Here is a 24,292-nt window from a genome sequence, read left to right as displayed (position 1 = left end):
AATTTGTCACTCAGGAAAGAACAATAACGGGATAGATACCCAATGTTATTGGTGTTGCAGATAGCTAGCAGGCGAACGAACCCAGAACATCGCTAATACTCTAGTGGCTTTCAGTACCAAGGGGATAAATATCAAGGACATAAATAAGAACGACCACCTGACTCCCAACCGAGAGATACTCAGGTATAGAACGGGAAAGGTGGCCATCTTGCTGATAGCTTATGTTAACCAAACAGTAGAACCTATCAATCTGGATTAAACATAAGCCGTAGTGTATTCAGTGCTTAAAATCTTTATAAGATAATGCTTTCAAAGCACATTATCTTTTATCGTGTGCCGACTCGTTTTCACGGCAATCACCGGTCTCACAATGGCCGTACAGATACAGACTGTGATTGGTCAGCTTGATACCATGCTGTTTAGAAATTTCACGTTGAAGCGATTCAATGGATTCATTGCTAAACTCAATCACTTTGCCGCAATCCAGGCAAATCAAGTGATCATGATGATGCTGCTGCGTCAGCTCAAAGACTGATTTACCGCCTTCGAAATTGTGGCGGGTAACAATACCGGCATCATCAAACTGGTTCAGTACGCGGTAAACCGTGGCTAAACCAATCTCTTCACCAATATCGATCAGCTTTTTATAAAGATCTTCCGCGCTGACGTGGTGGCACGCCGGATCTTGCAACACTTCCAGAATTTTAAGCCGGGGCAGTGTTACTTTAAGGCCTGCGTTTTTTAAGGCTTTGTTGTTGTCAGTCATGCGGATTCAGTCCTGTTACTATCGTTTCAAATTAAGGCTGTTCAGCCTATGACATCCGTGGCGCAATAATTACAATTGCGTCTCATTATAGAACTGCTAGCCCCAAATGAAAACCGTGGTTGTTAACAAAGATATAATTGCACACTTTGTAAGATTAATCATGCAGTGTATTGATGAATGGGGATAACACATCATTTAAGTGTACAGTGACGAGGGATAAAGTTACAAATTTGTAGCAGTTTATTTTCATTTTGCGCGCAGGAAGATGTGGATCTGTGTGCCGCTTAACAAAGCACAATCGGATAGCCGGACGCGCTGTTCACCATGGATGGGAGCTAAAGAGAGAGAAAACAACGTTATGACAAAAAGCACAGCTCAAAAGGATAAAAGGCAACGGAAACGCCCGGCAGTGTTGAACACGACCATAGCGTTTCCGACAGGCTTGATTAACCCACTATCTCAGACAGGCTCAGTTCTTCAGTAATCTGTTTTACCCATGCCTCAACCCGCTCATTGGTAAGTTCTGGCTGACGGTCTTCATCAATTGCCAGACCAATAAAGTGGTCGTCATCCGCCAGACCTTTGGACGCTTCAAAATGGTAGCCCGCGGTTGGCCAATGGCCCACGATTGCGGCACCACGTGGCTCAATGATGTCGCGCACGGTACCCATCGCATCACAGAAATATTCTGCGTAGTCTTCCTGGTCACCACAACCAAACAGCGCCACCAACTTGCCATTGAAATCGATCTCTTCCAGTGTTGGGAAGAAATCATCCCAATCACACTGCGCTTCGCCGTAATACCAGGTTGGGATCCCAATCAGCAAAATATCGAAGCCTTCTAAATCTTCTTTACTGCTTTTGGCAATGTCGTGAACCTCAGCAACATCTTTGCCCAGTTGCTTTTGGATCATCTTGGCAATGTTTTCAGTATTGCCAGTATCGCTGCCAAAGAAAATGCCTACAGTTGCCATATAGCTAAATACCTTTTAAATTCAAATAGTTATGCAAATTACTGAGCGTTCTGCCCAATATTATAACACATGTATAGGGCGACATAATGCCAGAGAACCCCATCAGGCTTTTATCAAGTTTATGCGATATTAAATTTTTGTGAGTCGCTCAACCTTATAACGCCATTGCCGATAACCGTTGTGTAACTGAATAGTTGCAATTTGCGGTGCCAGGGGGAAACCCGTCAGATGAAGGTCTGCCGGCAAAGGAGTTGTCGTTAGCTGTATGAACGTCCTTTATTGCTTTTCGGTCATCAAATAACACCAGAGTCTCTAACGATAACTATCCGATATATAAGGGGAACGAACATGCAGTTTTTAAAAAATATTACTATCAGGGCGGCATTGCTTTGGGTACTTGGCGCATTTTGTCTGCTCTGGGGCGGTGTATCGGCCTATACCTTGTTATCACTCAACCAACTGACACAATCCTCCAACGCGAATACTGTGTTGGTTGAAAATATGAATTTGGTTAATCAGGGGACGGATCAATATTTCCGTATGGTGACACGTCTGTCTCGTTCAGTAGATTACCGCCAGAGCGGTAATATCGTGGATGCTGACAAAGAATTGAAATCATCCCATGTTGCATTGGAAAACCTGAAACAAAAGTTGGCAGAATTTAAAACTATTGACCATGCACAGTTAGACTCCGCTTTGGTTAGCGGCGTGATTGATGGATGGAGTGGGTTAATTGAACAAGGGGTTACGCCGCTGTATCAAGCTGCAATGGACAATAACAGCGCCGCTTATCAGGATTTAGCGAAAAAAACGGTACCTGCATTGAGTCGCCAGTATGGTTCAGTGGCTGAAAAGTTTAATCAGGCGGCATCAAAAGCTATCGGGGTGGCTAAAGATCAATTCTCTCATTTGACCAAAGTGAGCAGCATTACCCTTATCTCAGCGCTGATCGCCGGTCTGGTGATTTTACTGGCAACAGATCGCTATCTGGTTGCCAACCTGGTGCGCCCACTGGACGATATTCGCGAGCATTTTCGCGTGATTGCTTCTGGTCAGCTTGGTCTGCCTATTGCTGATTTTGGTCGCAACTGTGTTGGGCGGTTATTCCCGCTGCTGCGTGATGTACAAACCAGTTTGGTGAATACTGTTCAGGCAATTCGTAGTAGCACCGATGGGATCTATCATGGTGCAGCCGAGATTTCAGCCGGTAACACCGATTTGTCATCCCGCACTGAGCAGCAAGCTGCGGCGCTTGAAGAAACAGCGGCTAGCATGGAGCAGTTAACCGCAACCGTAAAACACAATGCTGATAATGCACACCATGCCAGTCAACTGGCGGCGAATGCCTCCGCCACCGCGAAAAAGGGCGGAATATTGGTAGCAGATGTGGTTAACACCATGAATGAGATTTCAGCCAGTTCGCGGAAAATAGCCGATATCACGACGGTAATTAACAGCATTGCTTTTCAGACTAACATTTTGGCACTGAATGCAGCCGTTGAAGCTGCCCGTGCCGGTGAACAAGGTCGTGGCTTTGCTGTGGTTGCCAGCGAGGTGCGTAATCTTGCACAACGCAGTGCACAGGCCGCGAAGGAGATTGATGGCTTGATTAATGAGTCGGTTAGCCGTGTCAGTAGTGGTTCGGCCTTGGTGGAAAGTGCTGGTATTACTATGGATGAAATTGTTCGTTCCATCACCAATGTGACCGATTTAATGGGTGAGATAGCTTCTGCATCTGATGAACAGAGCAAAGGTATTAGCCAGGTCGGACAAGCGGTGGCAGAAATGGACAGTGTGACACAGCAAAATGCCGCGTTAGTACAGCAAGCTTCCCGTGCTGCGGCCTCGCTAGAAGAGCAGGCCACTCAGTTAAACCGGGCGGTGGCCGTGTTTAAACTAAAGGCAGATGACGAACGAGTAAAACCGGCAGTGAAAACACGGGCAAATCCATTAACCGCAGCACCTGCCAGCGCGAGAGTGGATAACAACGCAAACTGGGAAACATTCTAAAAACCGCTAACAGCCCGGTGACTTCAGTATGAGCGGGGTAAAGTAAAAACGGCGTAGCGTAAGTGATTACGCCACGCCGTCGTGGTAACCGATAGGGTTAAAACCCTTCTTGTGAATGGGCTAATTGAGCCAGCAACATTTGTTCAATCAGCTCACTACGGCTGATGTTACGCTGCTCTGCAAGGCTGTTGAGAGCATCGACGGCATCGGCATTAATCTTCAGTTCCACGCGTCGTAAGCCACGCACTTTATCGCGCCGTAGTTGATTTCGCTTATTAATTCTAAGCTGCTCATCACGGGATAATGGATTTGTTTTCGGACGCCCCGGACGGCGTTCATCTGCGAACAGATCCAGCGTCGTGCGATCCGTTTGTTCTTTTGCCATAGGTAGCAGTACTACAAGGGATTTACATCAGAAAGCGTAACGAAGCCTTGTCTGACGATTCGGTTTACATGTTTCAGGTTGAGAACATAGCTTGAGCGCATTGAATAACCTATATACCAGCAGCCTGAATTTGCATTTGCACCGGTTACGATCTGTGAACAGCGACCGAAGTCCGCAGCAAAATTAGAGCGCGCCATAATACCCCAGCCAACTGAGCAACGACAATGCTTTACTGTGATTAGATTGTGCTAATTCGTTCTTTTTTGCACAATTTTTCCACAGGAAATACATTTTTTTTCCCCAGGGGATGATTTTTAATCAATCCCCATCGTGCGCTGTACTTTTTTTATTCAGCCTCTTTTTCATCGATGCTGTTTTCATCAATAAAGCGGTGGATAGCCCGCAAGACAGAATCCGGCTTTTCCGCATGTACCCAGTGGCCAGTCCCTGCGACCACATAGGCACGGGCTTGCGGAAATTGGCGGGCAATATCATCACGATGGCTATCTTGAATATATGGCGACAGCTCACCGCGAATAAAGAGGATTGGGTGCGGCCACGGTGGAATAGGCTGCCAGCCGACAATATTTTCGTATTGATCCCAGAGTGTGGGCACATTAAACCGCCATTCGCCGTTGTGGAATGATTTCAATAAGAACTGAATGACCCCTTCTTCTTTTATCGACTCACGCATCAATTGAGCGGCTTCTTGTCGCTGGGTTATACCCGCAGTACTCACAGCATTGAGGGCAGTAAAGATAGTGTCGTGGCGGCGTACTTGATAGTTAACCGGGGCGACATCAATCGCGACCAGCTTTGCAATACGATGAGGAGCAATTGCTGTCAGTGCCATTGCCACTTTACCTCCCATCGAATGGCCGATGATAATGGCTTTCTCTATTGCGAGGTGGTCGAGCAGCTCCAGCACATCCTGCGCCATTGCAGGGTAATCCACTTGCGGTGAGCGGGGTGATAAACCATGGTCACGCATATCAACCTGAACCACGGTATGATCTCTTTGCAAGTCACGGGCCAAAACACCCAGGTTATCCAGATTACCAAATAGCCCATGAATCAGCATGATTGGCAGGGAAGGTGTGGCAGAAAGCGCGTTTTGTAAGCGGAAGTTTAATTTCATAGCGACGTTCATACTGAGAGATAATGTAGTTAGGATATCATGGCTGAACAAAGGTGTGCTGTTACACAATTATTTGCCTTATCATCAGTCATATGTAGATTATTGAGTTGCTGTGGGTGGGGTGGGCCATTTATCCCGATAAAGCCATTATAAAGGTACTCGTCAGCGCACTTTGACTTTATAATCCTAAGATATGTATAAGAAAGTAGAAACCCGTACTGGATAAAGATGAAAACTATTGAACTCGACGAAGAACTTTATCGCTATATTGCCAGCCATACGCAGCACATTGGCGAGAGCGCGTCTGATATTTTACGACGTATGCTGAAGTTTACGGCCGGTCAGCCGGTACCCAGTATCCCTGCCAGCACTGATGCGGTGAAAGCGGCTACAGCTCCAGCACCACGAGATCGGGTTCGTGCAGTGCGTGAATTGCTGTTGTCCGATGAGTATGCAGAGCAAAATAGGGCGGTTAACCGCTTTATGTTGGTGTTATCCACACTTTACACGCTGGATGCACAGGCGTTTACCGAGGCGACTGAATCATTACATGGTCGCACCCGGGTTTATTTTGCCGGTGACCAACAGACATTGTTGCAAAACGGGACGCACACCAAACCCAAACATGTCCCAGGTACGCCATACTGGGTTATTACCAATACCAATACCGAGCGTAAACGCAGTATGGTGCAACATCTCATGCTGGCAATGCAGTTCCCGCCGGATTTGACCGAAAAAGTGTGCGGGACTATTTAATTTCGTTGAACCGATACCCAAAGAAATTGGAGTTGCAGGTAGGCAGCAAGCGAACGACAAATGGGTTGTAAACCATGTTGAACAGCACTTGCACTGGCCCGCAGGGTGAGCCTCATCAGAGGCTCATAATCCCGATGAACTTACGCAAATATGCGATTCGGGTGAGTGAACGCAGCTTGCGGCTCCAAGTGCGAAGGGGATATATAGGGAGTAGTGACTGTGGCCAATCACCCTCGTGCCGGGCAACCCGCTCAGCAAAGCGATTTGATAAATGTTGCGCAGTTAACGTCGCAATATTATGTATTGCAGCCAGATGCTGAAAATTCGGCCCATGCGGTCAAATTTGGCACCTCCGGCCATCGTGGCAGTTCATTACGCCACAGTTTTAATGAAGCACACATCTTAGCAATCGCTCAGGCGATCGCCGAAGTTCGTCATCAACATGGCATTAGTGGCCCGTGTTATGTGGGTAAAGATACCCATGCACTCTCTGAACCGGCATTTATCTCGGTATTAGAAGTGCTGGCGGCGAATGGTGTGGATGTCGTGGTACAGCAAGATAATGGTTTTACACCAACCCCGGCGATTTCACATGCTATTCTCTGCCATAATGTGCAGGGGAAAGCCTTGGCTGACGGCATTGTTATCACACCGTCACACAATCCGCCTGAAGATGGTGGCATCAAGTACAACCCACCGAATGGCGGCCCGGCCGATACCAATCTGACCTCGGTAATTGAAAAAAGAGCTAATCAGTTACTCAGCCTGAAATTAGAGGGCATCAAACGCCAAACGCTGGATAAAGCCTGGCGTGGTAATCATCTGCGTGAGCAAGATTTGATTCAGCCGTATGTTGCAGGCTTGGTGGATGTGGTCGATATTCCGGCTATTCAACGTGCTGGTTTGAAATTAGGTGTTGATCCTCTCGGTGGCTCCGGTATTGCTTATTGGCAACGTATTGGTGAGCACTATAAGCTGGATCTAACACTGGTTAATGATTCTATCGATCAGACCTTCCGCTTTATGCATCTGGACCATGATGGCGTGATCCGGATGGATTGCTCGTCAGAGTCCGCCATGGCTGGCTTATTGGCGTTACGCGATAAATTTGATTTAGCTTTTGCTAACGATCCCGATTATGACCGCCATGGTATTGTGACTCCGGCAGGGTTGATGAATCCGAATCATTATCTTGCAGTATCGATCAATTACCTGTTCCAGCACCGTCCACAATGGGGAGCTGAGGTGGCCGTGGGTAAAACCCTGGTCTCCAGTGCGATGATTGATCGCGTGGTGGCTGATTTAGGCCGTAAGTTGGTAGAAGTTCCGGTCGGCTTTAAATGGTTTGTTGACGGTTTGCACGACGGTAGCTTTGGTTTTGGCGGTGAAGAGAGTGCTGGGGCTTCCTTCCTGCGCTTCGATGGCACGCCGTGGTCTACTGATAAAGACGGTATTATCATGTGTTTGCTGGCAGCAGAAATCACAGCAGTTACCGGTAAAAATCCACAGCATCACTATGATGATTTAGCTAAACGCTTTGGCGCACCGAGCTATAACCGTATTCAGGCTCCGGCGACTCAGGCGCAGAAAAACGCGTTGTCTAAACTGTCACCTGAGATGGTGACAGCCAACATGTTGGCGGGTGATCCTATTACTGCCCGTTTAACCACAGCACCTGGCAATGGTGCATCCATTGGCGGCCTGAAAGTGATGACGGATAACGGCTGGTTTGCGGCCCGTCCATCCGGTACTGAAGACGCTTACAAAATTTACTGTGAAAGTTTTATCAGCCCAGAGCATCGTGAAAAGATAGAGCAGGAAGCCGTAGATATTGTCAGTGAAGTGCTAGCGGGTAAATAGTCATAACCGGTAAGAAATAGCGCCTATTGGTGCTATTTCTTCGCCAGAAGTTAGATCAGCCGATAAGCTGACACCTAATATTATATTTCTTCTTTTAGCCCTGTTTTCCATTGCCAGGAGCCGATTACCCCAATGCTACTAGCAATGCTCCGGCGGTAATTAGTGCGACGCCCAAGCTGGCCAGCAGAGAGATTTTTTCACCAAATAGGATAACCGCCAGAATTACCGCAAAAACCACACTGAGTTTATCAATCGGGGCCACTTGAGAGACATTGCCATGCTTGATAGCCATAAAGTAAAACAGCCAGGATAACGCACCCGCAACGCCACTGAGAATAATGAATAACAGGGCTTTTTTATCGGCCAATACACCACTGATCAGATTGAATTTCCCTTGAGCTAACACCACACCGACCAGGAACAGCGCCATCACGACAGCACGAACGGCAGTCGCAGTATTGGCATCCAACTGCTGCAAGCCGATTTTACCGAAGATAGCGACCAGAGAGGCGGTGAAGGCAGATAGCAGGGCGTAAATCAACCATGTACTCATGAATAATAAGACCTATTAGCATTTAAAAGTTTGATGCTACGCCGCTGACAGCTATTTTCCTAGTATCAATGTAAATTTTTATATCACACAAGGTGTTACGGGATAAAGCGATAGCCGACGCCGGTTTCAGTTAGCAGATGCTTAGGGCGGGTCGGGTCTGTTTCTAATTTCTGCCGTAAATGGCCCATATAAATACGCAGATAGTGGCTGTGTTCGACATAATTTGGCCCCCAGACTTGGCTTAATAACTGGCGCTGGGTAATGACTTTACCGGCATTCGCCAATAATGCAGAGAGCAGGCGAAACTCAATCGGTGTCAGGTGCAGATTTTCGCCGGCACGGGTAACCTGACGATTAATCAGATCAACGCTGATATCCGCAAAGCCCACCAGCGGGCTTTCCTGACTACCACCGCTATGGCGGCGCAAAGCAACCCGCACTCTAGCCAATAACTCACTGATTCCAAATGGTTTGCTTAGGTAGTCATCGGCTCCGGCATCCAACGCGGCCACTTTATCTTCTTCATTGTTACGAGCCGATAAGACGATAATAGGAATGGCACTCCACTGGCGCAGGTCTTGAATATAAGTCAGCCCATCGCCGTCTGGTAACCCCAAATCCAAAATAATCAGGTCCGGTTTGCGGGTACCGGCTTCAATTAGCCCCCGTTGCAAGGTATCACTCTCGAATACTCGCCAGCCCTCACTCTCCAGCGCAATACGAACAAAGCGCCGGATCTCTTTTTCATCTTCTACGATTAGAATGTTAGTCGGGGATATAGTCACTTCTCCTTCATTAGGCTATTTTATTTGCCATTTTGAACCTGGGCAGTGCTCAGAATCCTCACGTACTCGGTGTACGCTCCGGTTCTTCCGCTCTGTCCGTGTTCAAACTGCCTGCAACAATGACGCCTACTGAGATAGGTTCTATACCCGTCATACTTCAAGCTGCTTGTGTGTTGGCTGCTTTCGTTACTCGGCCCGTCCATGGGCCTCGCCTCTGTGAGGCCGCTGCAAGCAGCGTTCAAATCTGCTCCTGGCAGGTTTGTCACCCCGGTCACTTACTTAAGTAAGTGACCGGGGACTTACTCAGTTGCCGCCTTCCTGCAACTCGAATTATTTAGGGTATATCATTTTTCAGCATCAAGGTGTTCACTATCAATGTTTTCACCATCAATATCTGGCGCTCTCTCGAGTGGTAGCGTGAAGCGGAAGCTAGCACCGCCATCTTTATTGTTCTCAACCCAGATACGCCCGCCGTGTACATCAATAATGGCACGACAAATGGCTAAACCCAAGCCGACACCGGGAATGGCTGACTCTTTGTTACCTCGGGAGAATTTATCAAAGATTAGCTGTTCTTGCCCAAGTGTCACTCCTGGGCCATTATCCCATACTTCTACATTTAGCCACTCACCTTGTACCGCGGCCCGAATCCCCAGCAATGCCCCCTGACCGGCATATTTATGTGCATTTTCCAACAAATTGATAAACACCCGTTCCAGTAAGCTGCCGTCACAGTTGATCAACACCATTTCATCCGGTAACTCGACGTTGATGTGATGATGATTGAGGGCGGTTTCTAGCATATGCAGGGCGCTACCCACGATCTCTTCCAGTGATTGCCACTCTTTACGTAGATTAAACCCACCCGATTGAATACGCGCCATATCCAATAAGTTATTCACCAGTCGGGTGGTACTCAGCACTTGTTGGCGGATTTGATTGGCTTGCGGCGCATGGCGTGAACCTTCCGCTGCCAGATCCAGCGTCAAAATTTCGGCCTGACCGAATAGCACCGTCAATGGGGTACGTAAATCATGAGATAGTGCCGCCAGCAGTGAGTTACGCAGTTGCTCGCGTTCGGCATCCAGTTTTGCCAATTCGGCACTGCGTGCCAGATGTAGCCTTTCCAGAGCATTGGCGATCAGACTGGTAAAGGTTTGCAGCAAGCGCTGCTGCTCCGGCACCATTAATTGGCGCAGGTTGGCAGGTTCGATTGCCAGCACGCCAAAAGTTTGCTTGGAGGCGGTCAACGGTAATAACTGATAGGGGACACCGGGCAGGGTGTCGGTACCGGCACCTGCCGGTGCGCCTTTGTCAAAACTCCAGCGGGCAATAGCCACATCAACAGAAAGTGCGCCGCCTTCGTCAGTGGCGACTTGCTGCAAGCGTCCATCTTCCTGTGGCAGTAACAGGTCAGTTTTCGCTTGAAAACTGCTGGAGAGAAAATGACGACTGGTTTTGACAATATCCGCAGGCGTTAGGGCACGGCTTAATCCGCGCGACATCTCATACAAATGCCTAGCGCGTTGCTCGCGATAACGGGCAATTCTGGCTTGATAGCGCACCCCAGCGGTAAGATTACCCACCACGATACCGACAATCAGCATCACGCCAAACGTCACCAGATACTGCACATCAGTGACCGCCAGTGACCCATGCGGTTGAACAAAAAACAGATCGAAACTGGCGACATTAATCACTGCCGCCAAGACTGACGGCCAGCGGCCATAGAACAGTGCAATAATCACCACACCCAGTAAGTAGACCATCACCAGGTTGGCTTGATCGAAACCGGGGATGAGCCACTGCGATAACACCGTAATCAGGGCACACAAGCCGATGGCTGCCGCACAGCCACGCAGTTGCATCCGCCACTTTTCAGTAAAGGTACGAGAATCACTCTCTTTCACCACATTGGGGGGGGTATCGCCCTTCAGTGCAATAATCACCAAATCCAGATCTGGCCCCAGCTTGCCCAGGCGATCTGCAAAGCTACCACGCAGTTTCCACTGTTTTTCCGTGCGGCGACCAATGATGATTTTCCCCAGATTATGTTCTCGGGCGTAACGCAGGATGGCCTGTTCTTCACGGGGTTCTGACAGCGTAGCGGTTTCTGCTCCTAACTCTTGCGCCAATTTTAGTGTGCGTAAAATGGCCCGGCGCTTCGCTTCCGGCAGGCCATGCAGACGGGGTGTTTCCACATAGACTGCATGCCAGATACACCCCAGTCGGGCTGCCAGCCGGGCAGCAGTTCGGACCAGTTTTTCGTTACCGCTGTTATGGCCAATACACAATAAAATGGCATCACGGGTATGCCAGACACGTTCGCGCCCCTGAGTGTCACGGAAAGCACGCATCTGATCATCAACCCGATCCGCGGTACGGCGCAGTGCCAGTTCGCGCAGGGCGATTAAATTGCCCTTACGGAAGAAGTGCTCAATGGCTCGCTCCGCCTGACCCGAAATATAGACCTTGCCTTCATTCAGCCGCTGGCGCAGGTCATCGGGGGGGAGGTCGACCAAAACCACTTCAGTGGCTTCATCAAACATATGGTCGGGCACGGTTTCCCGCACCCGGATACCGGTCACGCCGCCGACCACATCATTCAGGCTTTCTAGATGCTGTACATTGACGGTGGTCAGCACATCAATGCCAGCATCCAGCAGTTCTTCAACATCCTGCCAGCGTTTCGGATGGCGCGAGCCATAGGCATTACTGTGCGCCAGCTCATCCATCAGGATCAGTGCCGGGTGGCGTGCCAGGGCCGCATCCAAATCAAATTCACGTACCTGACGATTGCGGTGATGAATTCGCTTTTGCGGTAGGATGGTCAGCCCTTCGAGCAGCGCTGCGGTTTCGCTACGCCCGTGTGTTTCCACCACACCAACCAATACATCCAGCCCTTGAGTCCGCAGGCGCTGAGCCTCTTGCAGCATGGCGTAAGTTTTGCCTACCCCCGCACAGGCCCCGAAAAACACTTTTAGCCGGCCACGGGTTTTCTCATTGGCTGCTGCGAGCAGGCTGTCGGGGTCGGGGCGGGTTGGTTCTGCATCCACCATGTTATGTCCTTAAGATTTTGCCGGGTTGATCGGTACTTTTACCGGGCTTTGGGCATCCAACGCCATATTCAGATTCAGCACATTCACCACAGATTCACCGAAGAAGTTCGGTGTCGCTTTTTGCACACTACTATCAATCAACTGCTTCACTTCAGACAATGGCATCTGGCGCACGCTGGCGATGCGGGGAGCCTGATAATAGGCCGCTTCCAGTGAAATACTGGGATCCAGACCACTGCCTGATGCTGTCACCAAATCAACCGGGACTGGGCCAGTTTGTGTCGGGTTAGCCTGACGCAGTAATGTTACTCGCTCACTGATAACCTGATCCAGTGCGGGATTGCTGATGGACAGATTACTCCCACCAGAGGCCATTGGATTATAAGGCATATCTGCTGTTACCGATGGGCGGCCAGCAAAATAGCCTGGCTGAGTAAAGTTTTGGCCTAGCAAGGTAGAGCCGACAACTTCATCACCCAGCATCGCCAGTGAACCACGCGCTTGCTCGGCAAACATCAATTTTGCCAATCCGGTAGTCAGCAGAGGATAAGCTATCCCGGTGATAAGTGTCAGTAATATCAGTAGAACCAATGAAGGTCGCAGGTATGACATGGATATTGCCTCTCTATTCGGTCTTAATAGCGGCCACGAGCAAAACACGCCGTGGCCATTGCAAACATTAATTACTGAGTTTTCAGCTCATCATTAGGGCGGTCAGTACCAGATCGATCAGCTTGATACCGACAAACGGCACCAATAGGCCACCCAGCCCATAAATCCACAAGTTACGGCGCAGCAGCGCCGCTGCACTCATCGCCTTGTAACTCACCCCTTTCAGTGCCAGCGGGATCAGGAACATAATCACCAGTGCGTTAAAAATAACCGCCGACAGTATGGCCGACGCCGGGGAGTGCAACTGCATGACGTTCAGGGCATTAAGCTGCGGATAGGTAGCTGCAAATGCAGCCGGGATAATGGCGAAATATTTAGCAACGTCGTTGGCGATACTGAAGGTGGTCAGCGAGCCACGGGTCATCAGCATCTGTTTACCGATATGCACCACTTCAATCAACTTGGTCGGGTTAGAATCCAAATCCACCATGTTGCCAGCTTCTTTCGCCGCTTGTGTCCCCGAGTTCATCGCCACGGCGACGTCAGCCTGCGCCAGTGCCGGGGCGTCGTTGGTACCGTCACCGGTCATTGCCACCAATCGACCTTCGGCCTGATACTGGCGAATCAATGCCAGTTTGGCCTCTGGCGTGGCTTCCGCCAGAAAATCATCCACACCCGCTTCGGCGGCAATGGCGGCTGCTGTCAGGCGGTTATCACCGGTGATCATCACTGTTTTGATGCCCATTTTGCGCAACTCGGCAAAACGTTCTTTGATGCCACCTTTGACGATATCTTTCAGCGCCACTACACCCAGCACCCGTGGCCCATCGGCCACCACCAGTGGCGTACCACCGGTGCGGGCGACGCTTTCCACCGCGTCTTCCACTGCCCGCGGGAAATGGCCCTGATTGGACTCGACATGGCGGCGAATAGCATCCACAGCACCTTTACGGATCATTCTGTCCTGCACGTTCACACCACTCATCCGTGTTTGTGCCGAGAAAGGCACAAAGGTGGCATTTAGACTGTGCAAGTCACGTTCGCGCAGGTTAAAGCGCTGTTTCGCTAACACCACGATACTGCGGCCTTCTGGCGTTTCATCCGCCAAAGAAGAGAGTTGCGCGGCATCGGCCAGTTGTTGCTCGGTGACACCCGGTGCAGGTAAAAACTCAGACGCCTGGCGGTTACCCAGTGTGATAGTGCCGGTTTTATCCAACAACAGCACATCAACGTCACCGGCCGCTTCCACCGCGCGCCCGCTGGTGGCAATCACGTTAGCGCCCAGCATCCGGCTCATCCCGGCAACCCCGATGGCTGATAGCAGGCCACCGATAGTGGTTGGGATCAGACAAACCAGCAGCGCCACCAGTACCGTAATTGTCACCGGTGAACCGGCATGGTTGGCCTCAACACTGAACACCGAGAACGGATAGAGTGTCGCCGTCGCCAGTAAGAAGACAATAGTCAGAGCCACCAGCAAAATGGTCAACGCCACTTCGTTAGGGGTTTTACGCCGTTTCGCGCCTTCAACCATGGCGATCATCCGGTCGAGGAAGGTTTCGCCGGGGTTAACGCTGCACTCAACTACCAACCAGTCGGACAGCACGCGGGTACCGCCGGTCACGGAAGAGAAGTCACCACCGGATTCACGGATAACCGGAGCAGATTCGCCGGTAATGGCGCTTTCATCAACGGATGCACCACCTTCCAGCACTTCGCCGTCACAGGGCACGGTATCGCCAGCTTCAATCAACACCACATCGCCTTTGCGCAAGCTATCGGCGGAGACTTTCTCCTGTGGCGCATCAAAGCGGGCTTCTGACAATTTTTTGGCCCAACTGGTTTTTTTCACCCCACGCAGACTTTCTGCTTGCGCTTTACTGCGCCCCTCGGCCAAAGCTTCGGCGAAGTTGGCAAACAGCACGGTAAACCACAGCCACAGAGCCACATTGCCGGTAAACATGGCACTACCGGTGGTTTGGCCGCTTAATATCGCCAGCCAAATCAGAGTGGTCAACCAACTCCCCAGATAGACCACGAACATCACTGGGTTACGCCATTGGACGCGTGGGTCCAGTTTCTTCACGGCATCAATAAGCGCAGTACGAACCAGTGCTGGCTCAAAAATCGCGCGTTGTTTGCGTGTCATAGTAGTTCTCTCATCAATGTGCTAACCAAACTTGCAGATGCTCAGCAACCGGACCTAAGGCCAGCGCTGGGATAAAGGTCAATGCGCCGACCAACAGCACCGTACCTACCAGCAAACCGATAAATAGTGGTCCAGCGGTTGGCAGCGTGCCATTACCCGCGGGTTGCCGCTTCTTCGCCACCAATGAGTTGGCAATGGCCAATACCGGCAGAATCACGCCAAAGCGGCCGAAGAACATGGCGGCAGCCAGCAGCAGGTTATAAAACGGCGTATTGACACTCAGACCAGCAAAGGCGCTGCCGTTATTGTTGGCCGCAGAGGAGAGGGCGTAGAGAACTTCGCTAAAACCATGCGCACCGGGGTTAAGAATCCCCGCCCGCCCGGCATCAGTACAGAGTGCCAGTGCGGTACCCAGCAGCACGATAGCCGGGGTGACCAGAATGGCCAGCGCGGTCATTTTCATATCAAATACGTCAATTTTCTTGCCAAGATATTCAGGGGTACGACCAATCATCAACCCGGCAATAAAGACGGTCAGCAGCACGAATAGCAGCATGCCGTATAACCCAGAACCGACCCCACCAAACACCACCTCGCCAATCTGCATTAACCACATCGGTACCATGCCACCTAAGGCGGTAAAGGAGTCATGCATGGCGTTAACGGCCCCACAAGAGGCTGCGGTAGTGACCACGGCATACATACTGGTTGCCAGAATGCCGAAGCGGGATTCTTTACCTTCCATATTGATATTGCTGTCGGCACCTAACTGAGTTAAGTGCGGGTTACCGGCCAGTTCTGCATACATCACCACGACTACGGCCACCACAAAAATCAGTGACATAGCCCAGATCAGCGCATGGCCCTGACGGCTATCACCCACCACCTGACCGAAGGCAAAACAGAGTGCACAGGGTATGAGGAAAATCGCCAGCATCTGCACAAAGTTACTAAAAGCAGTTGGGTTTTCAAATGGATGTGCGGAGTTAGCGCCAAAAAAACCGCCGCCGTTGGTCCCCAACATTTTTATGGCTTCCTGCGAGGCTACCGGTCCCATTGGTAGGGTCTGTTTTACCCCTTCAAGGGTGGTGATATGCAGGTAGCCATCCAGGTTTTGTAATACCCCCTGACTGACGAAAATTAGCGCGATAATCAGCGCAATCGGCAGCAACACATATAAGGTGATGCGCACCAGATCGACCCAGGCATTTCCCAGTGTGTGGGCAGAATGGCGGGCAAAGGCACGGATCAGAGCAAAAGCGACGGCAATGCCGGTTGCAGCAGAGAGGAAGTTTTGTACCGTCAGACCGGCCATTTGACTCAGATAACTGAGGGTGTTTTCGCCGCTATAGGCTTGCCAGTTGGTGTTAGTGACAAAGCTGACCGCGGTATTTAAGGCCAGATGCCATGACATACCCGGCATGTGTTCAGGATTTAGCGGTAACGAACCTTGCGCCATCAACAGCGTGAACAGCAAGGCAATACCCAGTAAGTTAAAGCAGAGAATGGCGAGCGCATATTGCCAGCCGTTCATCTCTTCATTTTTTACACCGCTACAACGCCATAAACCGGCCTCGACTTGGCGCAATGGCGCAAAGGGTTCGCCTTCGATTATGCGAGCCAAAAAGCTCCCCAACGGGCGGGACAGCACCAACAACACCAGCATGAAGCTGGCGATAAGCAGAAATCCTGACGCTGCCATTTAAAAATCCTCCGCATTAAACAAGGCATAAACCAGATAGCCAAGAAGCAGTAGGACCAACAGCGCACCACTAATGATGCTGAAACTCACGATACACCTCCACAACGCTTATTTTTGATAACAACAGCTTATGAAGTCGAGCGAAAAGTTCCTGATAAAAAATGGCCGAGAGGTGTAAAAAAAGTATAAAAACGGTCAAAAAATAGACACGAAATGGGTGTAAATTAACCAGTGGCGGCGCAGTGTCGCCAATTCTGGCCCTTGAAGGGTTAGGCACTGAGTCAATACATATAATGTGCCAATTACTAAAGAGTACATAACTGCAATGTAACTAATGATTGGTTTTAAATTAACCTTGTTGTAACAAAATTACAGAATTGACAATTTATTTCGGATTTTGACGTGATTGAGTGGTCGGATGAGTGGTAAAATTTCAACCGATACGGTAAAATTTTGTCCAGTTTCCAATTTTGTTTATTTTATTTTTAACGCCAAGTTGTAAATCGACTCTCTGTTTAACCGAGTTGGCTGTTACACCAAGGCGTTTTAAAGGAGGATCGTTATGACCATGTACAACGCATACCCATTGCATCAGGTTCTCTTGCGCCGGAGCGCAGTGATTCTGGTCGGTTTACTGGCACTGCCGGTGATGCTTTTCCGCAAAGATCGCGCCCGTTTTTACAGCTATCTGCACCGGGTTTGGGCTAAAACCAGTGATAAGCCGGTGTGGTTGGCACAGTCTGAATCGGCAATACAGGATTTTTACTGAGATAAATCAGTAAGCTGCTCGTAGATAAAAACGGCGTAAAATTAATGGCCCGTGGGTTAACACTCGCGGGCTTTTTACTGCCTTTATATCTGCCCCAGATATAAAGGTATCAAGCAAGAGCGTGGTTCTCGGGCAACAACTGTTATGCTGTGATGAGAAAAGCTGCCAAGGCCAAGGGAGAATAGAATGCTGGAGAGTAATCAGGTAACCCACAGTATCGAGTACTGCCATGCGCGAGACGAGCTTGATGCGTTATATGCAGCAGGCATAACACGTGGCCAATTGATGGATTTTCATAGCCGCTATAAGTTAGTGCTGTTGGCGCATTCGCAGCCTGAATACCGCGAAATCGGTCCTTTTATTGCCTCAATGGATAGATGGTCATCATTAATTGAGTTTACTGATGAGTATCGTCAGCGTTTACTGCATTTGTTGTCTCATCAGCCAACGTCCGCCAATCACACCAACGTATTAATGCATGTACAGGGTTATTTTCGGCCTTACCTTACGTCAACACAACGTCAGGCATTGGCACAGCTTATCGAGCAGTATCGGGTAGGTGAGTTGCCTTTGAGTGTCCCCATCGGCCAAATAAATGCTTACTTGGTTGAATTCCCGAATGAGTATCTGGCCGGACAACGCTATTTTACATTTTACTCGGCACAAGGATAAGGCATGGCGACGCATCTGGTCTGGTTTCGTAATGATTTACGCGTAACGGATAATCTGGCGCTGCATGCCGCTTGTCAGGACCCACAAGCCACTGTGATTGCGCTATTTATCGCGACCCCTGCACAATGGGCCGCACATGATATGGCCCCTCGGCAGGCCACCTTCCTGCTGCAAAACCTACAACAGTTACAGCACGCACTGGCTATCCGGGCGATACCGCTACACTATCATCAGTGTGATGATTTTCAGGACTCCATTATCTGGCTGGATGATTTTTGTCAGCAGCAGCAAGTTGATGCGCTATTTTTTAACCAACAGTATGAGTTAAATGAACAACTGCGAGATGGGGCGCTAGTGACGCGGCTCAATCATCGGCAAGAAGCCGGTCATACCATTACCTGCCACCGTTTCGATGACAGTGTGTTATTGCCGCCGGGCAGTGTCCTGACCGGTAATAATGAGATGTACAAAGTATTTACCCCGTTTCGTCGTGCTTTTATTCAGCGTTTAATGATGAGTGAATGCCGTTGTGTCCCTGCGCCAAAAACGCGCGATAACGTGGTAGCTGCCATGCCATTACCACTGCTCCCGTTTGACTATCCGCAACAACCGGTAGATAGCCAATTATTTCCGGCAGGCGAAGAGGCGGCATTACATCGCCTGCGCAGTTTTTGTCGCGAGCAGGTTCAGGACTACCAGCAACAACGTGATCTGCCTGCTGTGGCAGGAACCAGTTGTTTGTCACCTTATCTGGCGTTGGGGATACTTTCGCCCCGTCAATGCTTTAACCGCTTGTTGGCAGAATGTCCCGCGTTGCTGGAAAACTCCGACGGTGGTGCTTTTACTTGGCTCAATGAGTTGGTCTGGCGTGAATTTTATCGTCATTTGTTAGTGGCTTATCCGCGTTTATGCCAGCATCGTCCCTTTATTGACTGGACTGATGGCGTAATATGGCATCACTCAGAACAGCAACTACTTGCCTGGCAGCAGGGACAAACAGGTTACCCTATTGTTGATGCAGCTATGCGGCAGTTGAATGAAACCGGCTGGATGCATAACCGCCTGCGAATGATCAGCGCCAGTTTTCTGGTTAAAGACCTGTTGATCGATTGGCGACACGGCGAACGCTATTTTATGTCCCAACTATTGGATGGGGATTTGGCCGCCAATAATGGAGGCTGGCAGTGGGCTGCCTCCACGGGTACTGATGCTGCACCCTATTTTCGTATTTTTAATCCCACCACCCAGGGCGAGCGTTTTGACCCGAGCGGCGTTTTTATCCGCCGTTGGTTACCTGAGCTGGCTAGGGTGCCAGACAGTGATATCCATCAGCCATGGCGCTGGGCGCAGCGGCAACAGCAACATCTGGATTACCCACTACCGCTGGTGGATCATAAGCTGGCCAGATTGGCTACACTCGCGGCATTTGAAGCCGCTAAGCGGGATGGCCGCAAGGATCCCTAATCACCAGGAGCTTGCATGTTTTTGACATATATTTCGACTAAATTCTGTGTTTCAACTAAAACCCATGTTTTAACGAAACCCACGTTATGTACCAATAAGATAACCCACATGGTGCTTAACGCCGGGCTGATTTTATCGTTTAGCCTATATAGCTCGCTGGCAGCGGCCGGTTTTGAGGTGGTGGCACTGGGGGTGGATGGTGGTGTCAGCGATGGCAATCTGACATCTTATCTGATTCGTGATGATAGTCAGCCGGTCTATTTAGCTCTGGATGCCGGTTCGGTGCTACCGGGTATTGCCAAAGCTCTGGAGAAGGGCGCTTTCCCCGATATTACCGATGAAACCGCCGCCCCGCTGACACGTCAGGGTTATATCTTTCGCCAGCGCATCAACAGCTATTTTCTTAGTCATGCCCATCTTGACCATGTTTCCGGCCTGATTATCGGTTCGCCGCAAGACAGCAACAAGCCCCTTTATGCCTCGGCAGACACGATTGATGTATTGCGAAACTACTATTTTAACTGGCGTGTCTGGCCTAACTTTACTGACAGCGGCAGCGGTACCCGGCTGGGAACCTATCGCATGCAAATGGTGCGGCCAAACCAGCCTCTAAGCCTGGGCTTAACCCGTTTGACGGGGGAATTGTATCCACTGAGCCATGATAAGTCCCCCTCTGCTATGTTATTGATCAGTAGTAATAATCAGTCATTTGCCTATTTTGGTGATACTGGCCCGGATGAGATGGAAAAGTCGAAAAGTCTGGATACGGTGTGGCGTAACCTGGCCGAAAAGGTTAAACAGCAGCAATTGAAAGGGATGATAATCGAAGTTTCTTTCCCCAATGACGTTGCTGATAACAAGTTGTACGGCCATATGACGCCTAAGTGGTTGCTGAAGGAATTGAAAAATCTGGAGAAATACAGCGGTGAAGGCCAACCATTAAAGGGGCTGCCGGTGGTTATCAGTCATATAAAACCTTCATTTAAACAGGGACAAGATGTGCGTAAAACCATTGCCACTGAGTTGCAACAAGGTAATGATATGGGGGTTAATTTTATCCTGATGGAGCAAGGCGATAGCCAGCGTTTTTAACTACCCATTTATATTTTTTGAGGCTGATGAAATGCGCAATACCGAACTGGAAACTCTACTCAATAGCCAACTGAATATCTCGGTTTTTCAAGACTATGCACCCAATGGTTTGCAAGTTGAGGGGCGCGAAGAGATCAAGCGCATTGTCACCGGCGTGACCGCCAGCCAGGCACTATTGGATGCTGCGGTTGGGCAACAGGCCGATGCTATTTTGGTTCATCACGGTTATTTTTGGAAAAATGAACCGGTCGTGGTGCGTGGAATGAAACGTAACCGGCTGAAAACATTGCTTACCAACGATATCAATTTGTATGGCTACCATTTGCCACTGGATGCTCATCCTGAATTAGGCAATAACGCGCAATTGGCTAAATTACTGGGTATTCGGGTGTCGGGTGAAATTGAATCTTTCTTACCTTATGGTGAGTTTGATGCACCGTTAAATGCGGTAATTTTACGTGAACGGCTGGAAAAATTGTTGGGCCGTGAGGTATTACATTGTGGTGATCGAGCGCCAGTAGATGTGCGTCGTCTTGCCTGGTGTACCGGCGGCGGGCAGGGTTTTATCCAACAAGCGGCTGATTTTGGTGTTGATGCATTTATCACTGGTGAAGTTTCAGAGCAAACAATTCATATTGCCCGGGAGATGGGCGTGAATTTTTATGCTGCGGGGCATCACGCCACTGAGCGCTACGGTATCAAGGCGTTAGGCGAATGGTTGGCTAGCAAGCATCAATTTGAAGTTATCTTTATCGATATCCCCAATCCCGCCTGACCATTATGCAACATTATGCACTGGTAATAAGTATCGGTGCATAATCTACTGTAGGTATCTCCTTGTTTATGTGCAATTAAACCATGTTTTAAACAAGGTTTTATCCTCTCTCTGGCTATTTAAAATCATCATCTGGCCATAGTTGGATGATAAAGCGACAGTTTTTAAGAATATTTGCTCTCTATAGCCTGATTCTAAATAAGAAAAGAATCGATTATTTACCACTTTCCTTCGTAAAAAACTTCAAAATACGCTGTTTTCAGCGGTTAATTTCAGTATTTACATTGAATCTAGTGATTGCTGATATCTATTGGTTGATTCAGTTCTATTGACAGCAGTTAGGTGCTAACGCATAAATATGTCCTTATAAAAGCTATTTATCTAATGAAAATAAAAACTATACATGTCTTAGGGGGACGGGAGTGCAAAGAGCACGATGCTATTTATTGGGAGAGAGTGCGGTGGTTCTGGAATTGGAACCGCCGGTAACATTAGCAAGCCAGCAACGGATCTGGGGCTTAGCTGATCGTCTGATTCATCATCCTGATGTCCTTGAAGCGATTCCGGGTATGAATAATCTGACTCTATTATTGTCAGATCCACAAAATACGGCGCTGGACGCCATTGAACGCCTCCAACGCTGGTGGGAGGAGAGCGAATCATTAGTGCCTGAATCACGTGATATCACCATTCCAGTGATTTATGGCGGTGAGGCAGGCCCAGACCTGGCTGAAGTGGCTCGTCACACTGGCATGACAGAGCGTCAGGTGGTGGAGTGCCACGCTGGCGCGAGCTATATCGTCTATTTTTTGGGGTTCCAGCCGGGCTTCTCATATCTGGGGGGGATGCCGGAAAAACTCGCCACGCCACGGCGTGCTGAACCACGTTTAGTGGTCGCGCCCGGTTCTGTCGGTATTGGCGGTAGCCAAACCGGTATCTATCCACTGGCAACGCCCGGCGGCTGGCAACTTATTGGCCGCACATCATTGGCACTGTTTAACCCGCTGGAGATGCCGCCAACCTTGTTACGGCCCGGCGATAATGTGCGCTTCCTGCCCTTAAAGGAGGGCGTATGCTGAATATTATTCGTTCAGGTATTTATACCACAGTACAAGACAGTGGCCGTGGCGGTTTTCGCCGTTTGGGAATCAGCCAGGGTGGGGCACTCGATTTACCAGCGCTCAGCATGGCAAATATGCTGGTAGGTAATGAGCCTGATGCTGCCGGGCTGGAAATTACCCTTGGTCAGTTTACGGCACAATTTACGCAACCAGGCTGGATAGCGGTGACAGGAGCTGGTTGCGATGCCCGGCTTGATAACCAATTGCTGTGGACCGGCTGGCGTTATCCGGTCAAGCCGGGGCAGCAGCTAAAACTCAGTGTGCCACATCGGGGAATGCGCAGCTATTTAGCCATCTCTGGAGGGATTGCAGTACCGGAGATGTTGGGTTCACGCAGCACCGACCTGAAAGCCGGTTTTGGCGGTTATCAGGGGCGACTGATCAAAGATGGCGACACCCTGCCATTAGGCCAAACCACACGTTTACCACGTGAATCAGTCGGTATCAAACAACTGTTATTTGGTAACCGTGTCCGGGCTGTTCCTGGCCCGGAATATCATGAGTTCGACGATATCGCACAGGGTGCTTTTTGGCGTGAAGCCTGGCAACTCAGCCCACAGAGCAACCGTATGGGATATCGCCTGACCGGGCGCGAATTAGCGCGCACCACGGACCGCGAGATGCTATCCCACGGATTATTACCTGGCGTGGTGCAAGTGCCGCACAACGGCCAGCCGATTGTGCTGATGGCTGATGCGCAGACAACCGGCGGTTATCCGCGCATTGCCTGCGTTATCGAAGCAGATCTTTATCATTTAGCTCAGCTTAGGCTCGGCGAACCAGTGCATTTTGTGCCATGCACAGTTGAGGAGGCGCTGCGGGCCAAAGCGGAGCAACAGCATTTCTTAAAACAGATCGAATGGGGTTTACAGCAAGGATTCGATGCGACGGAGGCCAAATGAAGATTGATTTAAACGCCGATTTAGGTGAAGGCTGCGCTAATGATCAAGCACTGCTGCAATTGGTCAGTTCAGCCAATATTGCCTGTGGCTTTCATGCCGGTGATGCGCAGACCATGCGCCAGTCGGTGCGCTGGGCTATGGAATATGGCGTTGCTATCGGTGCGCATCCGAGTTTCCCTGATCGCGAGAATTTTGGTCGAACCGCGATGCAGTTACCCCCTGAGACGGTGTATGCCCAAGTGGTTTATCAATTAGGTGCCTTGGCAGCTATCGTGAAGGCGGAGGGCGGCGTGATGCAACATGTGAAGCCTCATGGCATGTTGTATAACCAGGCGGCGGTTGATCCTCTGCTGGCGGATGCCATAGCGAAAGCGGTGAAAGCCGTGGACACGTCGTTACGGCTGGTTGGATTGGCGGGAAGCGAATTGATCCGTGCCGGTGAACGCGCAGGTTTGGTGACCCGACAAGAGGTATTCGCTGATCGTCGCTATCAGCCTGATGGCACTCTCGTGCCGCGCAGCCAGCCAGATGCCTTAATTGAAAGTGACGAGTTGGCGTTGTCACAAACGTTGGCAATGGTGCAGCGTCAGCAGGTTCAGGCTCGTGATAGCAGTTGGGTAGCGGTACAGGCGGATACAGTATGCGTCCACGGTGATGGAGCCCATGCCTTGGATTTTGCCCGCCGTTTACGCCACAGTTTTCAGCAGCAAAATATCACGGTAACCGCGCAGTAAGATGGACGTTGGGC

At 49.9% G+C, this 24,292-nt stretch carries 22 protein-coding genes; 11 read left to right on the top strand and 11 right to left on the bottom strand.

Features of this window, described 5'->3' with window-relative positions; genetic code table 11:
- Positions 1 to 319: 319 nt before the first annotated feature.
- Positions 320 to 766: a ferric iron uptake transcriptional regulator gene (gene fur, locus V2A84_RS12510; RefSeq protein ID WP_083159634.1), complete on the bottom strand. Its 447-nt coding sequence runs from the start codon at positions 764 to 766 to the stop codon at positions 320 to 322.
- Between the two features lie 446 nt (positions 767 to 1,212).
- Positions 1,213 to 1,740 carry a flavodoxin FldA gene (fldA, locus tag V2A84_RS12505; protein WP_083159633.1) on the bottom strand — a complete coding sequence of 176 codons (528 nt, stop codon included), beginning with the start codon at positions 1,738 to 1,740 and terminating at the stop codon, positions 1,213 to 1,215.
- Between the two features lie 348 nt (positions 1,741 to 2,088).
- Here fldA and V2A84_RS12500 point away from each other — a divergent pair, with 348 nt between their 5' ends.
- Positions 2,089 to 3,750, top strand: coding sequence for a methyl-accepting chemotaxis protein (locus V2A84_RS12500; protein ID WP_083159632.1), 1,662 nt, complete (start codon positions 2,089 to 2,091; stop codon positions 3,748 to 3,750).
- Positions 3,751 to 3,847: 97 nt separating this feature from the next.
- Here the strand turns inward: V2A84_RS12500 and ybfE are convergent, their stop codons facing one another.
- Together ybfE and ybfF are read right to left on the bottom strand one after the other, a co-directional pair.
- A complete protein-coding gene (gene ybfE, locus V2A84_RS12495) occupies positions 3,848 to 4,135 on the bottom strand; it encodes a LexA regulated protein (RefSeq protein WP_005163374.1) in 288 nt (95 codons plus the stop codon).
- Positions 4,136 to 4,481: 346 nt separating this feature from the next.
- Positions 4,482 to 5,273, bottom strand: coding sequence for an esterase (gene ybfF, locus V2A84_RS12490; protein ID WP_083159630.1), 792 nt, complete (start codon positions 5,271 to 5,273; stop codon positions 4,482 to 4,484).
- A 228-nt stretch (positions 5,274 to 5,501) separates the two neighbouring features.
- Here ybfF and seqA point away from each other — a divergent pair, with 228 nt between their 5' ends.
- Positions 5,502 to 6,029 carry a replication initiation negative regulator SeqA gene (gene seqA, locus V2A84_RS12485; protein WP_083159628.1) on the top strand — a complete coding sequence of 176 codons (528 nt, stop codon included), beginning with the start codon at positions 5,502 to 5,504 and terminating at the stop codon, positions 6,027 to 6,029.
- Between the two features lie 219 nt (positions 6,030 to 6,248).
- A complete protein-coding gene (pgm, locus tag V2A84_RS12480) occupies positions 6,249 to 7,889 on the top strand; it encodes a phosphoglucomutase (alpha-D-glucose-1,6-bisphosphate-dependent) (protein WP_442848878.1) in 1,641 nt (546 codons plus the stop codon).
- Between the two features lie 124 nt (positions 7,890 to 8,013).
- Here the strand turns inward: pgm and V2A84_RS12475 are convergent, their stop codons facing one another.
- The 7 genes from V2A84_RS12475 to V2A84_RS12445 form a co-directional block, all read right to left on the bottom strand.
- Positions 8,014 to 8,442 (bottom strand): EamA family transporter, encoded by a 429-nt coding sequence (locus V2A84_RS12475; protein ID WP_083159626.1) that lies wholly within the window; start codon positions 8,440 to 8,442, stop codon positions 8,014 to 8,016.
- 95 nt (positions 8,443 to 8,537) lie between these two features.
- The gene (kdpE, locus tag V2A84_RS12470; protein ID WP_083159624.1) at positions 8,538 to 9,227 is read right to left on the bottom strand and encodes a two-component system response regulator KdpE; all 690 of its coding nucleotides are present in this window, start codon (positions 9,225 to 9,227) and stop codon (positions 8,538 to 8,540) included.
- 344 nt (positions 9,228 to 9,571) lie between these two features.
- On the bottom strand, positions 9,572 to 12,286 hold the full coding sequence (gene kdpD / locus V2A84_RS12465) for a two-component system sensor histidine kinase KdpD (protein WP_442848877.1): 2,715 nt from the start codon (positions 12,284 to 12,286) through the stop codon (positions 9,572 to 9,574).
- Positions 12,287 to 12,295: 9 nt separating this feature from the next.
- Complete coding sequence (gene kdpC, locus V2A84_RS12460) at positions 12,296 to 12,898, bottom strand: potassium-transporting ATPase subunit KdpC (RefSeq protein WP_083159620.1); 603 nt, start codon at positions 12,896 to 12,898, stop codon at positions 12,296 to 12,298.
- A gap of 82 nt (positions 12,899 to 12,980) precedes the next feature.
- Positions 12,981 to 15,047, bottom strand: a complete 2,067-nt coding sequence (gene kdpB / locus V2A84_RS12455; RefSeq protein WP_083159618.1) for a potassium-transporting ATPase subunit KdpB — start codon at positions 15,045 to 15,047, stop codon at positions 12,981 to 12,983.
- 13 nt (positions 15,048 to 15,060) lie between these two features.
- Complete coding sequence (gene kdpA / locus V2A84_RS12450) at positions 15,061 to 16,749, bottom strand: potassium-transporting ATPase subunit KdpA (RefSeq protein ID WP_083159617.1); 1,689 nt, start codon at positions 16,747 to 16,749, stop codon at positions 15,061 to 15,063.
- Positions 16,750 to 16,839, bottom strand: a complete 90-nt coding sequence (locus tag V2A84_RS12445) for a K(+)-transporting ATPase subunit F (RefSeq protein WP_032907040.1) — start codon at positions 16,837 to 16,839, stop codon at positions 16,750 to 16,752.
- 472 nt (positions 16,840 to 17,311) lie between these two features.
- Between V2A84_RS12445 and V2A84_RS12440 the strand changes: the two genes are divergently transcribed.
- The 8 genes from V2A84_RS12440 (at position 17,312) to pxpA (ending at position 24,278) form a co-directional block, all read left to right on the top strand.
- Positions 17,312 to 17,518 (top strand): YbfA family protein, encoded by a 207-nt coding sequence (locus tag V2A84_RS12440; protein WP_083159616.1) that lies wholly within the window; start codon positions 17,312 to 17,314, stop codon positions 17,516 to 17,518.
- Between the two features lie 186 nt (positions 17,519 to 17,704).
- Complete coding sequence (locus tag V2A84_RS12435) at positions 17,705 to 18,190, top strand: YbgA family protein (protein ID WP_083159615.1); 486 nt, start codon at positions 17,705 to 17,707, stop codon at positions 18,188 to 18,190.
- Between the two features lie 3 nt (positions 18,191 to 18,193).
- On the top strand, positions 18,194 to 19,654 hold the full coding sequence (gene phrB / locus V2A84_RS12430; RefSeq protein WP_083159614.1) for a deoxyribodipyrimidine photo-lyase: 1,461 nt from the start codon (positions 18,194 to 18,196) through the stop codon (positions 19,652 to 19,654).
- Between the two features lie 108 nt (positions 19,655 to 19,762).
- Positions 19,763 to 20,746 carry an MBL fold metallo-hydrolase gene (locus V2A84_RS12425; protein ID WP_442849133.1) on the top strand — a complete coding sequence of 328 codons (984 nt, stop codon included), beginning with the start codon at positions 19,763 to 19,765 and terminating at the stop codon, positions 20,744 to 20,746.
- A gap of 31 nt (positions 20,747 to 20,777) precedes the next feature.
- Positions 20,778 to 21,521 (top strand): type 2 GTP cyclohydrolase I, encoded by a 744-nt coding sequence (locus tag V2A84_RS12420; RefSeq protein ID WP_442821112.1) that lies wholly within the window; start codon positions 20,778 to 20,780, stop codon positions 21,519 to 21,521.
- A 422-nt stretch (positions 21,522 to 21,943) separates the two neighbouring features.
- Entirely contained in the window at positions 21,944 to 22,600 is a 657-nt protein-coding gene (gene pxpB / locus V2A84_RS12415) for a 5-oxoprolinase subunit PxpB (protein ID WP_050086195.1), read from the top strand.
- Positions 22,594 to 23,544, top strand: a complete 951-nt coding sequence (pxpC, locus tag V2A84_RS12410) for a 5-oxoprolinase subunit PxpC (protein ID WP_083159611.1) — start codon at positions 22,594 to 22,596, stop codon at positions 23,542 to 23,544. Before pxpB ends, pxpC begins: the two co-directional genes overlap by 7 nt.
- Positions 23,541 to 24,278 (top strand): 5-oxoprolinase subunit PxpA, encoded by a 738-nt coding sequence (gene pxpA, locus V2A84_RS12405; protein WP_083159610.1) that lies wholly within the window; start codon positions 23,541 to 23,543, stop codon positions 24,276 to 24,278. Before pxpC ends, pxpA begins: the two co-directional genes overlap by 4 nt.
- Positions 24,279 to 24,292 lie beyond the last annotated feature (14 nt).

The sequence above is a fragment of the Yersinia sp. 2553 StPb PI genome, assembly GCF_052217105.1.
GTDB lineage: Bacteria > Pseudomonadota > Gammaproteobacteria > Enterobacterales > Enterobacteriaceae > Yersinia > Yersinia enterocolitica_E.
This window is presented reverse-complemented; position numbering and strand designations above follow the sequence as displayed.